Genomic DNA, 13,721 nt, shown 5'->3' with positions numbered 1-13,721 from the left:
GCGCCCCCGTGACCGTCAGGTCACCCTCCGTGCCCATCGGGTCACCCACCCTGCCCGTCGGGGCACCCACCCTGCCCGTCGGGTCAGGCGGTGCGATGCAGAAGCGTGTCCATCAGGCCGCGCAGGTCCGCCAGCGCCGACGGCTCGGCGCCCGAGCCCTCGAGGCGGCCGGCGGCCTCCTGGGCCTGGGCGACCAGGTCGTCGATCTCGGCGCGGACGCGCTTCTCGGCGCCGCACTCGCGCAGGGCCTGCTGCCAGTGGGCCACGCTCTGCGCGCTCAGGTCGGCCCGGCCCAGCTCGTCCTCGAGGGCGGCCGCAGTGTCCGCCTCCAGCAGGTCGAGCGCGTGGGCGATCAGCACGGTCCGCTTGCCCTCGCGCAGGTCGTCGCCGGCAGGCTTGCCGGTCAGCTCCGGGTCGCCGAAGACGCCCAGCAGGTCGTCCTGGTACTGGAAGGCGAGTCCGAAGGGGAGGGTGACGGGCTCGAAGGAGGCGACGAGGCCGTCGTCGCCGCCGGCCAGGACGGCACCGAGGGCCATCGGGTGCACGGCGGAGTAGCGCGCGGACTTGTACTCCACCACCGTCTCCGCCCGCTGCGCGGCCACGGCGGGGTCCTCAGCCGGCGGAGCCATCTCGGCGAGCACGTCCAGGTACTGGCCGAGCATCACCTCGAAGCGCATGGTCTCCATCTCCTGGCGGGCGCGGTCCGCCCGGGGCGAGCCTGCGAACGCGTCGTGGAAGGCGGCGTCGGACAGGGAGAGGCAGACGTCTCCGGCGAGGATCGCGGCGGAGACGCCGAAGTGCTCCGGGTCGTGGCGCCATCCCGACGAGCGGTGCATGGCCTCGAAGGCGCGGTGGACCGCAGGCATGCCCCGGCGGGTGTCCGAGCGGTCGAGGATGTCATCGTGGATCAGGGCCGCCGCCTGGAACAGCTCGAAGGCCGCCCCCGCCGTGATGATCCTCGGGTCGTCCGCAGCGCCTCCGGCCGCGCGCCAGCCGAGCCAGCAGAGGGTGGCACGCAGGCGCTTGCCGCCCGCGGTCAGCCGGGAGATCGCGTCCACGACCGCCGCCGCCTCCGGGTGGACCCGCTCGGCGCGGGCGCGGTGGGAGCCCAGCAGCTCGGTCAGACGGTCCGCCACGGCGGCGCGGAACTGCTCCGGGGCCAGGCGGTCATGCGGGATGTTCTGCGACATGCGCCCACCCTATGCCGTCCGTGCCGTGGGTAGGGTCGAAGACATGCAGCAGCCGGCGCCCGTGGACCCCGGGGACGACGCCACCGTCCTCCATGTGGACATGGACGCGTTCTTCCTCTCCGTGGAGCTGCGCGAGCGGCCGGACCTGCGGGGCGTCCCCGCCGCGGTGGCCGGCCGGTCGCTGCGCTCGGTCATCCTCTCCGCTTCCTATGAGGCCAGGGCGTTCGGGGTGCGCTCGGCGATGCCCGTGGGACAGGCGCTGCGCCTGTGCCCCCAGCTGCGCCTCGTTGAGCCGCGGCAGAGCGTCTACCGTTCCGTGTCCGCCGAGGTCATGGCCCTGCTCGACCGGGTCACCCCGGTGCGCGAGCAGCTCAGCGTGGATGAGGCGTTCCTGGACGTGGCCGGCTCCCGGCGTCGTCTGGGCCCGCCGGCCCGGATCGGTGCCGCGATCCGCGAACGCGTGCGTGCCGAGCTCGGTCTGCCCTGCTCCGTGGGTGCGGCGCCCGTGAAGTTCGTGGCCAAGATGGCCTCCACGGCCGCCAAGCCCGACGGCCTGGTGGTCGTCCCCGGGGAGCGGCTCCTCGAGTTCCTGCATCCCCGCCCCATCGACCACCTGTGGGGCGTCGGCCCCGTGCTGGCCCAGCGGCTGCGCACCCGCGGCGTCGACACGATCGGTGACGCCGCCGCTCTGCCGGAGGGGCGCCTGCGCCAGTGGTTCGGCGAGGTCGGGGCACGCGTCGAGGACCTGTCCCGAGGCCTCGACCCCCGTCCGGTGCACCAGGAGACAGGGCACCAGAGCATCGGCGCGGATCACACGTTCGACGACGACCCGACCGACCCGGAGGAGATCGACCGCCACGTGCTCCGGCTCTGCCACCACGTCGCCGGACGGCTGCGCGCCGAGGGTGTGCTCGCCGGCGGCGTCACCGTCCGGGTGAAGTCCCCGGAGGCCCGGGTCCGTTCGCGGGCCGCCCGGCTGCCGGATCCCACGGACTCCGGCCACGACCTCTTCGCTCCGGCGCGCCGTGCCGTCAGGGAGCTGCTCGCGGACAGGCCCCATCCGCTGCGTCTGGTCGGAGTACGGGCCGAACGGCTGACGGACGAGCAGGCGCCGCGGCAGCAGAGCCTCTTCGACGACGAGGCAGGTGGCCGGGCCGCCGACTGGGGCGCAGCCGAGCGTGCGGTAGACGCCGTCCGCCGTCGCTTTCCGGGCCACGGACCCGCCCCGGCCTCGCTGCTCGGCGACGTCGACCCTGCGGCCGACGGCCGCGACCGCCGGCAGTGACGGTCTGCTCCGACGCCGGCTGAACGGCGTGCCGCGGCGATGCCCGGACCGGGGCGGCGGGCCGTCTCCTGGGAGGTTGCCGTGCGCGGCCGTCACCCACTGGCCCGGCGGCGTCGCCGTCACTAGACTGGTGGGTCAGACGACCTGTACGGCGTCGCAGGTCGGGGACGGATCCGACGCACCGGAAGCAAGCACGGACCGGAAGAAAGCAGAGGTGCGGCCATGCCGCTGTCAGAGCGCGAGCAGCGCATGCTCGACGAGCTCGAGGCCCAGCTGCGCACGGAGGACCCCCGGCTCGACACCCACCTCAGGGACAGCCGCCCCGGCGGCGTCTCCGTCCGGCGCGTCGTCCTCGGTGTCGCGATCGCCGTCGCCGGCCTCGCGGTCGTGCTCCTCGGCGTCTCCCTCCAGAACGTGATCGTGGGCGTCGTGGGCGTCGCCGTCATGGGCGCCGGCGTCTACGTGCTCACCAGCCGTAGCTCCGGCGACTCCTCGGGGGCCGGCCGTGCCGATGCCGGCGCCCGCGCGGCAGCCGTCGGGAAGAAGAAGGAGAGCGCCTTCATGTCCCGCCTCGAACAGCAGTGGGACGAACGCCGAGGCCAGGGGCGCTGAGCCCCCGGAGGGCACCGCCGGCCACCCACCACTCCACGAAGGCCCCGACCGCGATGCGGTCGGGGCCTTCGTCATGTGCGCCCTCGGACGGTGAGGGGGCGCCCTGAGGGAGGCGGCCGCCGTCGGGGTGGGCGGCCGAGGCCCCCACTTCCCTCCACCGGTCCCTCCACACCCCTCCCCGAGCCCCTCCACCGGGCCTGCCCTGCCCTCCACCGGGCCTTCGGCGAGGGGTGTCGCGGGGGCGGGCGGCCGGCCCCTCCACTGTCCTCCACTGTGAGACATCCGCACGAATCCGCGGATTCTGGCGAGTGCCGGGGCGCCGTCGTGAATGTGGTGGTTGGAGAGTGGGGGAAAGTGGGGTAAAGTGGAGTCCAGAAGAGAGCAGAGGCGATGCATCGGCCGGTGCGGAGCTCGGCGAGACAGGGGGTGCCCGTGTTCCTCGGGACCTACACCCCGCGTCTGGACGACAAGTTCCGGCTGATCCTCCCGGCGAAGTTCCGTGAGGAGCTGTCGGACGGACTGGTCCTGACCCGCGGTCAGGAGCGATGCATCTACGTCTTCTCTGAGCGTGAGTTCGCAAGGGTCCACGAGCAGATGAGGTCGGCTCCGCTCTCCTCGAAGCAGGCGCGCGACTACATCCGCGTGTTCCTGTCCGGAGCCTCGGACGAGACGCCGGACAAGCAGGGCCGCATCACCGTGCCCGCTCCGCTGCGGCAGTACGCCGGGCTGGAGAGGGAGGTCGCGGTGATCGGCGCGGGGACACGAGCGGAGATCTGGGACCTCGAGTCCTGGAACGCGTACCTGCAGGAGCAGGAGACCTCCTTCTCCGACACCGACGAGGACGTCCTGCCGGGCATCTTCTGACCCGTCCGCGGGCGGGTCCACAACAGAACATCCACGGATCCCTGAGCGTGGCCTCCAGCCGACGCGAGCCACCTGACCTGACTTCCCCTGGGCCAGGCGGAACGCGGTCGGATGGGGATCAGGCCCAGGGATCCGTGTCGTCTCCGGGGGAACCGCCCCCGGCGTGACACGCTGAAGCGCGACGGCGTCGCCCCGAGCCCGGGGCGCCCCGACGCGGCCCACCCACAGCAGGGGAGGAGGACCCCGATGCAGCACAGCGAGAGCGGACAGACGCCGCTGCGCCCCGAGGACCGTCACCTGCCCGTCATGCGGGACCGCGTCATCGACCTCCTCGCCCCCGCCGTGCAGGCGGCCCGGGACGCCGGTCGCACTCCGATCGCCGTCGACGGCACCCTCGGGATGGGCGGGCACACCCAGCAGATGCTGCGCCGTTTCGAGGACCTCGTGGTGGTGGGCATCGACCGTGACCCGCACGCCCTGCGGATGGCGGGCGAACGGCTGGAGGGCCTCGCGGACAGGCTCATCCCCTTCCGCGGCACCTACGACCAGGTCCCCGAGGCCCTCGCGGCCGCCGGCGTGGACCGCATGGACGCCGCGCTCTACGACCTCGGCGTCTCCTCCTATCAGCTGGACGCACGGGAGCGCGGCTTCGCCTACTCCTACGACGCCCCGCTGGACATGCGCATGGACACCGACGCCGCGTACACCGCCGCCGACCTCGTGGCGGAGGCCGAGGAGTCCGAGCTGCGCAGCCTCATCCGCCGCTACGGCGAGGAGAAGTTCGCCGGCCCCATCGCACGGGCGATCGTCCGGGCCCGTGCCGAGCGCGCCCTGACCACCACCGGCGAGCTGGTCGACGTCATCCGCTCGGCCGTCCCCGTCGCGGCCGGCGCGAAGGGCGGCCACCCTGCCAAGCGCACCTTCCAGGCGCTGCGCATCGCGGTCAACGACGAGCTCGACCTGCTCGAGGCCGCCGTGCCCGCCGTGCTGGACCGCCTGCACGTCGGCGGCCGCGTCGTCGTCATGAGCTACCACTCGCTCGAGGACCGCATCGCCAAGCGGCACCTGGGGGAGTGGGCGACATCGACGGCGCCGCCGAACTTCCCGGTGGTGCTCGAGGAGCACGAACCCGTGGTGAAGATCCTGACCCGCGGCACGGAGAAGCCGACTTCCGGGGAAATCGCTGAGAACCCGCGCGCCTCCTCCGTAAAGGTGCGCGCAGCAGAGAAGATCAGGAAGTCACGAGGAACCCGATGACGGCACTGGAGGACCATCGCATGGCCGCAACCGCAGAGGCGCGGAGCGTCGAGCCCCGTCCCGAGCGCGCCCTCGAGCACGTCGCAGGCGCCTCCGAGCGCGTCCGCACCCCGCTGTCCGTGGTGCCCGCCCCGCTGCCCCGCACCGGCCGCGGCATCACCGTGCTGTGCCTGGGCATCCTGATGGTCGCCCTCGCCGTCGTCCTCGTCGCCAACATCACCGTCTCCAACCGTCAGTACCAGATGTTGGAGCTGCGCGCCCAGCAGACCGAGCTGTCCGAGGCCAACGAGCTGCTGTCCCAGCGCGTCGGCTACCTCGAGGCTCCGCAGAACCTGGCCGCCCGCGCCGACGCGCTGGGCATGGTCGACCCGGCCGGCAGCGCCACCGTCGACGTCGCCACCGGCCGCGTCTCCGGCGAGGCCGCCGCGGCCGAGGAGGGCGAGCGGGGTGCGTCCTACGTCAACCCGCCCTCCTCCCTGGACCAGCCCCTGGGCGTGAACAGCCTCGAGGGCGACGCCCTCCCGCCGGGCCACATCGCCGGGCCGGAGCTGAAGGACCCCGCGGAGGAGAAGAAGGCGGCCGAGGAGCGGACGGCCGAGCGCAAGGCCGAGGAGCGCGCGGCGTCCGAGGACGCCGTGGACGCGGCCGATGCCGAGAACGGCTCCGCCGACGACGCGGAATCCGGCCGGGACTGATGTCCGCGACCTCCGACCCCACCGGAGCCGAGGCGGGCACGGGGGCGCAGCGTCGCGCACGCACCCTCCTGCTCGTCTGCCTCGTCCTGCTCGCCGCCGTCGCCCTGCGGCTGCTCTACGTGCAGGGCATCGACCCGACCGGCCAGGCCTCCGCCGCCCTCGACGAGCGGCTCCGCAGCCAAGTGCTGACCCCGGAGCGCGGTGCGATCAAGGACCGCAACGGCGAGGTGCTCGCCACCAGCGTGCGCCGCTACGATCTGGTGGTCGACCAGCGGCTGGTCAAGGACTTCAAGGAGTGGAACTCCGAGACGGAGCAGAACGAGATGGTCTCGATCGACGACCGCATCGCGCAGCTGTCCACCGTGATCGGCGTCTCCGAAGACGACCTGGACGACCGGATGAAGGGCGACCGCCCGTACTCGGTGGTCAAGCGCTCGGTCACACCCCAGGTCCGCGACCTCGCCATGGACCTGCGCGTGCCCGGACTCATCGCCGAGCCCGTCGACCGCCGCAGCTACCCGAACGGCCCCGTGGCCGGCTCCGTCCTCGGGTTCGTCTCCGCGGACGGCACCGCCCGCGAGGGACTCGAGCTGAGCCAGAACGAGGCCCTGGCCGGCAAGGCCGGCCGCCGCGAGTACGAGGTCGCCGCCAACGGCCTGCGCATCCCCAACGCCGTGTACAACGAGACCCCCGCCGTGGACGGCTCGGACGTGGAGCTGACGATCGACCGGGACATCCAGTGGTACGCGCAGGAGCTCATCGCCGCCAAAGCCGCCGACTACGACGCCGAATGGGCCAACATCGTGGTCCTCGACGCCAAGACCGGCGAGATCCTGGCGATGGCCGACTCCACCACCGTCGACCCCGCCGACCCGAACGCCACCGACCAGCTGTTCTGGCGCCCCACCGCCATGACCCAGGCGGTCGAGCCGGGCTCCACCGGCAAGGCCGTCACCATGGCCGCCGCGCTCGACGCCACCGACCTGACCCCGCTCAGCGAGTTCACCGTGCCCAGCAGCGAAGAGTTCCACGGGCAGAGGATCAACGACGCCAACGCGCACGCCGAGTACGACATGACCCTCGCCGGCATCTTCGCCCGTTCCTACAACGTCGGCACCGTCAAGGCGGCCGAGGAGATGTCCCTGCAGGAGCGCTTCGAGTACATGAAGTCCTTCGGCATCGGCGAGGCCAATAACATCGGCCTTCCCGCCGCGGCCGCGGGCACCCTCGTGCCGCCGGAGGAATGGGACAACCGTCAGCGGTCGACCACGACCTTCGGCCAGGCCTACACGCAGACGACCCTCCACACCGCGCAGATCTACCAGGCCCTCGCCAACGGCGGAGAGATGGTCCCCGCCTCGGTCATCAAGTCGATCGTCGACCCGGACGGCGCCGAGCATGCCTACCCCCACCGCGAGAAGCACCGGGTCGTGTCCGAGCAGACCGCCGCGGAGATGATCCGGATGATGGAGACCGTGGTCACCCGGGGCACCTCCAAGCGCGCGGCAATCGAGGGGTACCGCGTCGGCGGCAAGTCCTCCACCGCCCAGGCCGCCGGCCCCTCCGGCCGCTACGACGGCTACAACATCGGCTTCACCTCGGTGGCGCCGCTGGACGACCCGCGATTCGTCGTCTCCGTCTCCATGCACCGGCCCGCGGAGAACTACCAGGGAGCGCACCTGGACGCCCTGTCCGCCGATCTGATGGAGCACCTGCTGCGCAAGTACAACGTCCCGGCCACCGGCGACAAGCCCGACGACTACAAGGTCTTCACCGAGGACCCGCAGGACCGCCCCTGGTGACGGCCGCCTGCCCGCAGCCCCCGAACCCTCACTCCGAACCGAAAGACCAGGAGCACCCGTCATGACCGAGTCCTCGACCCTGACCCCCGCAGAGCAGGACCGCGCCTTCCGCCCGGACCGGGTTGACGGGGTCGCCTGGTCCACGCTGGTGGAGGTGCTCCACGGCGCCGGCATCGAGGCGGTCGAGTCCGGGACGGCACCGCGCGGCCGGGTCACCGGTGCCTGCCTGAACTCCCGTGTGGTGCAGCCGGGCGACCTGTACGTCGCCCTGCCCGGTGCCCGTGTCCACGGCGCCTCCTTCGCCACCGAGGCCGTCGCGGCGGGAGCGGTCGGCGTGCTCACCGACGCCGAGGGCGCGGCCCTCGTCGCCGAGCAGGGCCTGGCCGACCTCGCCGTCCTGAAGACCGGCACCCCCCGCACGGCGGCGGGTGCGGCGGCCGCTGCCGTCTACGGCGAGGGACTGGACGCCGGACCCCGGCTGATCGGCGTGACCGGCACCAACGGCAAGACCACCACCAGCTTCTTGGCCTGCTCGCTGCTCGAGGCGATCGGCCGCCGGACCGGCGTCATCGGCACGATCCTCACACGGGCGGCAGAGCGCACCGTGCCCTCCTCGCTCACCACGCCGGAGTCCACGCAGCTGCACGCACTGATGGCCCTGATGCGCCAGGAGGACGTGGACACCGCCGTGATGGAGGTCTCCTCCCACGCGGTGTCCTTCGAGCGCATCGCCGGCCTGCGCTACGCCGTCGCCGGATTCACCAACCTGACCCAGGACCACCTGGACCTCCACGGCTCCATGGAGGAGTACTTCGAGGCCAAGCTCGGCCTGTTCGACGCCGCACGCACCGGCCGCGCCGTGATCGTGCTCGACGGGGGAGAGGGCCCCGAGTGGGGCGTCGCCATGGCGGAGCGTTCGGGCGCACCGACCACCACCCTCGCCCTCGGACCGGCGGCGTCCCTGCCGGGCGCTCTCGCCGCACGCCACCCGGACGTCGTGCCGGACTGGGAGCTCACCGCCCTCACCCCGGACGGCCTCGGCCATCGATTCGAGCTCACCGAGGCGGCCACCGGGCGGGTGCTCAAGGCCTCGGTCGGGCTGCCGGGCCGCTTCAACGCGGCCAACGCGGCCCTGGCCGCCCTCATGGTCCTCGAGGCCCTGGGCGAGGAGACCTTCGAGCTGCTCCAGGACGTGCTGGACGTGCCGGCCGGCGCCGGACCCTTCGCTGCCGCCGTGCCCGGCCGCATGGAGGTCGTCGGCCGTGAGCCGGACGGCGTGGTCGACTTCGCCCACAACCCGGACGGCATGGTCCAGGCCCTCGAGTCGCTCACGCAGGCCCGTGCCGCCACCGGCCGCGACGGGCGCACCATCCTCGTCTTCGGCGCCACCGGGGAGCGGGACACCACCAAGCGTCCGCTGATGGGACGCATCGCGGCCCGCTACGCGGACGTGGTGATCGTCTCGGACGACGACCCGCACGGCGAGGACCCCGCCGGGATCCGCGCCCAGGTCCTCGAGGGCGTGCGGGCCGAGGCGGCGGAGCAGGCCGAGCAGGGCCGCACCGTCGAGGTCCACGAGTCGGCGCCGCGCGCCGAGGCCATCCGGCTCGCCGCCGCCCTGGCCGCGGACGAGGACAGCATCCTGCTGGCGGGCCGCGGCCATGAGACCGTGCAGGACGTGGCGGGCGTGGACGTGGAGCTGGACGACCGCGTCGAGCTGCGCGCGGCCCTGGCCGACCGGCGCGAGGGCCGCCTCACGGATCTGTCATCCAGGGCGCGGTAAAGTCGAGACCAAATGATCGCTCTCACCGCTTCCCAGATCGCCGCGGCCGTCGGCGGCACCCTCTCCGAGTCGCTCGACCCGGAGACCGTGCTGACCGCTGTGACCCCGGACTCCCGTGAGGTCGCTGGTCAGGACGGCGTCCTGTACGTGGCCAAGCCCGGCGAGCACGCCGACGGGCACGACTACATCGACGCCGCGCTGTCCGCCGGCGCCTCCGCCGTGCTGGCCGAGCGTGCCACCACGGCTCCGGACGGCTCCGCGCACCCGTCGATCCTCGTGGAGGATGCGGTGATGGCCATGGGCGCCCTCGCCCGTGACGTGGTGGCCCGCGTGCGGGCCCACTCCGAGACCACCGTCATCGGCATCACCGGCTCGGCCGGCAAGACCACCACGAAGGACCTGCTGGCGGCGATCCTCGCCGAGCAGGGGCCGACCGTGGCCCCGCAGGGCTCGTTCAACGGCGAGGTCGGCGTGCCGCTCACCGTGTTCCGCGCATCCCTGGACACCCGCTACCTTGTGGTGGAGATGGGCGCGGACCACGTCGGCAACATCGCGTACCTCTGCGACATCGTGAAGCCGGACATCGGCGTCGTCCTCATGGTCGGCACCGCCCACGCCGGCAGCTTCGGCGGCGTGGCGAACATCGCCAAGACCAAGGGCGAGCTCGTGGAGGCCATCGGCGCCGAGGGCGTCGTCCTGCTCAACCGCGACGACTCCCAGGTCGCCGCCATGGCCGAGCGCACCACGGCTCCGGTCGTCTGGTTCTCCACCGATGAGGACACCGTGCCGCTGATCGCCGAGGACGTGGCCGCGGGCCGCGCCGCCGGCGTGGCCCTCGCTAGGAACCTGACCACCGACGTCGAGGGTCGGCCGGTGTTCGACCTGCAGCTCGGCGCCGACACCGAGGCTCCGACCGTGCCTGTCACCTCCGGGCTCATCGGCGTCCACCACGCCCACAACGTCGTCGCCGCGGCCGGTGCCGCCGCGGCGGCCGGCGTCCGCCCGGCGGACATCGCCGGCGTGCTGGACGGTCTCGGCCCGACCAGCCGGTTCCGCATGGAGCGTACGGAGCGTCCCGACGGCGTCACCGTCATCAACGACGCCTACAACGCGAATCCGGAGTCCATGCGCGCCGCGCTGAAGACCCTCGCTCAGCTCGGCCGCGCCACCGGCCGCCGCACCTGGGCGGTGCTCGGCGAGATGCTGGAGCTCGGCGACGAACACATCAGGGAGCACACGCTCGTCGGCGAGACCGTCGTGCGCCTGAACATCGCACAGCTGCTCGTCGTCGGAGCCGGTGCCCGCCCCCTGTACATCGGCGCCCTCAATGAGGGCAGCTGGGGAGAGGAGGCGCACTTCGCCGCCGACCTCGACGAGGCCTTCGACCTTCTCTCGAAGCTCCTCGCCCCCGGAGACATCGTCCTGGTGAAGTCCTCCAACGGCTCGCGGCTCGCCCAGCTCGGCGAGCGTCTCGCCGCCGTCGGCGCCGAGGACTCCGCGTCGTCCACCCCCAAGGAGGAGCGTCCGTGATCGGCCTGCTCATCGGCGGTGTCCTCGGCCTCGTCTTCGCGGCCGCGGGCACGCCCCTGTTCATCCGGTTCCTGGTGAAGAAGGGGTACGGCCAGTTCGTCCGCGACGACGGCCCCACGAGCCACAAGACCAAACGCGGCACCCCGACCATGGGCGGCCTCGTCTTCGTGGTCGTGCTCGTGGTGGTCTACTTCCTGACCCACGCCATCCTGGCGATGCTCGACTCCGAGCTCGCCGGGCCGACGGCGTCCGGTGTGCTGCTGCTCTTCCTCACGGTCGGCATGGCGTTCGTCGGCTTCGTCGACGACTTCACCAAGATCACGAAGAAGCAGTCCCTCGGCCTGACCCCCATGGGGAAGATCGTCCTGCAGGGCCTCATCGGCACCGTCTTCGCGGTGCTGGCGCTGAACTTCCCGAACAGCGACGGCCTGACCCCGGCCTCGACGGCCATCTCCTTCGTCCGTGACATCCCGTGGCTCGAGATGGCCTTCGCCGGTCCCGTGCTCGCCTACGTGCTGTTCGTGATCTGGTCCAACCTCATCACCACGGCCACCACCAACGCCGTGAACCTCACCGACGGGCTGGACGGGCTGGCCACCGGCGCCACCGCCATGATCACCGGCGCCTACGTCCTGATGTCGATCTTCCAGGCGAGCCAGGCCTGCGGCACCATCACCGGCCCGGGCTGCTACGAGGTCCGCGACCCCATGGACCTGGCCCTGCTCGCCGCGATCCTCACCGGCTCGCTGCTGGGCTTCCTCTGGTGGAACACCTCCCCGGCGAAGATCTTCATGGGAGACACGGGCTCCCTGGCCCTCGGCGGCGCCCTCGCCGGCTTCGCCATCTTCACCCGCACCGAGATCCTCGTGGTCATCCTGGCCGGGCTCATGGTCGCCATCACCCTGTCCGTGATCATCCAGGTGGGCTACTTCAAGCTCTCCGGCGGCAAGCGAGTGTTCCTCATGGCCCCGCTGCAGCACCACTTCGAGCTCAAGGGCTGGGCCGAGGTGACCGTCGTGGTCCGCTTCTGGCTCATCAGCCTGGTCTGCGTGACCGTCGGCCTGTTCGTGTTCTACGGCGAGTGGCTCCTCGCCGGCGGCGGCACCGCGGCGGTGACCCCATGAGCGAGGCCATGGTGACCCCCGTCCTCGAGCCGATCGCCTCGACTCCCCGCACCGACCCGCTCACCTCCTGGGACGCCCCCCAGTGGCAGGGGCTGCGCGTGGTCGTCGCCGGCCTGGGCGTCACCGGGTTCTCCGTGGCGGACACACTGGTGGAGCTCGGTGCCGACGTGCTCGTCGTGGACGGGAACGCGTCCGAGGAGAACGTCCGGCGTGCCGAGACCCTCAGGATCGTGGGTGTGCGCGACGTGGTGCTGGAGAAGGAGGCGACCACCGCACTGCCGCGCTTCGACGCACAGCCGCCGGACGTCGTCGTGACCTCCCCGGGCTGGCGTCCGGACCAGCCGCTGCTGATGCAGGCCCACGCCGCGGGCCTGCCGATCTGGTCGGACATCGAGCTGGCCTGGCGGGTCCGTGAGCGCGCGGGCCGCAAGGTCGCCGACTGGATCTGCCTGACCGGCACCAACGGCAAGACCACCACCGTGACCATGGTCGAGGCCATCCTGCGCGCAGACGGCCGCCGGGCGATCGCCTGCGGCAACGTCGGCACCCCGGTGCTGGACGCCGTCCGCGATCCGGAGGGCTTCGACGTCCTGGCGCTGGAGCTCTCCAGCTTCCAGCTGCACTGGACCCACCACGTCGAGCCGGCCTCCTCGGCGGTGCTGAACATCGCCGAGGACCACGTGGACTGGCACGGCTCCATGGACGGGTACGTCCGGGACAAGGGCTCCGTGTACGAGAACACCCGCATCGCGTGCGTGTTCAACGAGGCAGCCCCGATCACCCGCCGCCTCGTGGAGCAGGCCGACGTGCAGGAGGGATGCCGTGCGGTGTCCTTCTCCACGGACACCCCGGGCCTGTCCACCGTCGGCCTCGTGGACGGCATCCTCGTGGACCGCGCGTTCACCGAGAACCGGGCCCATGAGGCCGTGGCCCTCGCCGAGCGCTCGGACCTGGGCGCCGTGGCTCCGCAGCACACCGTGTCCAACGCGGCCGCAGCCGCGGCGCTGACCCGTGCTGTGGGCGTCTCGCCCACTGCGGTCCGGGACGGCCTGCGCGGCTACGACCGCGGAGAGCACCGCATCCAGCTGGTGGCGACCTCGCGGGACGTCATATGGATCAACGACTCCAAGGCGACCAACCCGCATGCCGCGGACGCCTCCCTGGCGGCGTTCTCCTCGATCGTGTGGATCGCCGGCGGCCTGCCGAAGGGCGTCACCTACGACGAGCTCGTCAGGGCGCACGGACACCGTCTCCGCGCCGTCCTGCTGATCGGCGCCGACTCCTCCGCGCTGCGCACGGCCCTTGCCGAGCACGCCCCGGACGTCCCGGTCGAGAGCCCGCTCACCGATCCGTCCGGCCGGGGCACCGAGGACGGCCACGCCGCCATGACCGCCGCCGTGCAGCGTGCCGACGAGCTGGCCGAGGCCGGCGACGTGGTCCTCATGGCTCCGGCCGCCGCCTCCATGGACCAGTTCCGGTCCTATGCGGACCGCGGCGACGCGTTCATCGAGGCCGTCACCGCCGTCATGCGGCAGCACGGCTGGAACGTCGACGACGACGGCCCCGTCTCCGACTGAAG

At 72.4% G+C, this 13,721-nt stretch carries 11 protein-coding genes; 10 read left to right on the top strand and 1 reads right to left on the bottom strand.

All coding sequences use genetic code 11. From position 1 onward, the window contains the following. Positions 1 to 83: 83 nt before the first annotated feature. Positions 84 to 1,190 (bottom strand): polyprenyl synthetase family protein, encoded by a 1,107-nt coding sequence (locus FM125_RS06775; RefSeq protein WP_067188698.1) that lies wholly within the window; start codon positions 1,188 to 1,190, stop codon positions 84 to 86. Positions 1,191 to 1,233: 43 nt separating this feature from the next. Between FM125_RS06775 and dinB the strand changes: the two genes are divergently transcribed. The 10 genes from dinB to murD all read left to right on the top strand — a co-directional run bounded on the left by dinB (position 1,234) and on the right by murD (position 13,719). Further along, complete coding sequence (gene dinB, locus FM125_RS06770) at positions 1,234 to 2,475, top strand: DNA polymerase IV (RefSeq protein ID WP_087134072.1); 1,242 nt, start codon at positions 1,234 to 1,236, stop codon at positions 2,473 to 2,475. A 222-nt stretch (positions 2,476 to 2,697) separates the two neighbouring features. Beyond that, positions 2,698 to 3,087 carry a DUF3040 domain-containing protein gene (locus FM125_RS06765; RefSeq protein WP_087134071.1) on the top strand — a complete coding sequence of 130 codons (390 nt, stop codon included), beginning with the start codon at positions 2,698 to 2,700 and terminating at the stop codon, positions 3,085 to 3,087. Positions 3,088 to 3,519: 432 nt separating this feature from the next. Next, positions 3,520 to 3,951 (top strand): division/cell wall cluster transcriptional repressor MraZ, encoded by a 432-nt coding sequence (gene mraZ / locus FM125_RS06760; RefSeq protein WP_067188692.1) that lies wholly within the window; start codon positions 3,520 to 3,522, stop codon positions 3,949 to 3,951. Positions 3,952 to 4,197: 246 nt separating this feature from the next. Continuing rightward, a complete protein-coding gene (gene rsmH, locus FM125_RS06755; RefSeq protein WP_245829864.1) occupies positions 4,198 to 5,208 on the top strand; it encodes a 16S rRNA (cytosine(1402)-N(4))-methyltransferase RsmH in 1,011 nt (336 codons plus the stop codon). A 20-nt stretch (positions 5,209 to 5,228) separates the two neighbouring features. Beyond that, entirely contained in the window at positions 5,229 to 5,903 is a 675-nt protein-coding gene (ftsL, locus tag FM125_RS06750; protein WP_143745264.1) for a cell division protein FtsL, read from the top strand. Next, positions 5,903 to 7,705: a peptidoglycan D,D-transpeptidase FtsI family protein gene (locus FM125_RS06745; protein ID WP_087134069.1), complete on the top strand. Its 1,803-nt coding sequence runs from the start codon at positions 5,903 to 5,905 to the stop codon at positions 7,703 to 7,705. The genes ftsL and FM125_RS06745 overlap by 1 nt, the downstream gene beginning before the upstream one ends. A gap of 61 nt (positions 7,706 to 7,766) precedes the next feature. Then, a complete protein-coding gene (locus FM125_RS06740; protein ID WP_087134068.1) occupies positions 7,767 to 9,488 on the top strand; it encodes a Mur ligase family protein in 1,722 nt (573 codons plus the stop codon). Between the two features lie 12 nt (positions 9,489 to 9,500). After that, a complete protein-coding gene (locus tag FM125_RS06735; RefSeq protein ID WP_087134067.1) occupies positions 9,501 to 11,018 on the top strand; it encodes a UDP-N-acetylmuramoyl-tripeptide--D-alanyl-D-alanine ligase in 1,518 nt (505 codons plus the stop codon). Beyond that, the gene (gene mraY / locus FM125_RS06730) at positions 11,015 to 12,142 is read left to right on the top strand and encodes a phospho-N-acetylmuramoyl-pentapeptide-transferase (protein ID WP_067188683.1); all 1,128 of its coding nucleotides are present in this window, start codon (positions 11,015 to 11,017) and stop codon (positions 12,140 to 12,142) included. The genes FM125_RS06735 and mraY overlap by 4 nt, the downstream gene beginning before the upstream one ends. Before the next feature lie 8 nt (positions 12,143 to 12,150). Beyond that, positions 12,151 to 13,719, top strand: coding sequence for a UDP-N-acetylmuramoyl-L-alanine--D-glutamate ligase (gene murD, locus FM125_RS06725; protein ID WP_245829863.1), 1,569 nt, complete (start codon positions 12,151 to 12,153; stop codon positions 13,717 to 13,719). The last annotated feature ends 2 nt before the right edge of the window (positions 13,720 to 13,721 follow it).

The sequence above is a fragment of the Micrococcus lylae genome (assembly GCF_900163825.1).
GTDB lineage: Bacteria > Actinomycetota > Actinomycetes > Actinomycetales > Micrococcaceae > Micrococcus > Micrococcus lylae.
Note: the sequence above shows the minus strand (reverse complement) of the source record. Positions and strands in the feature narration are given on the sequence as shown.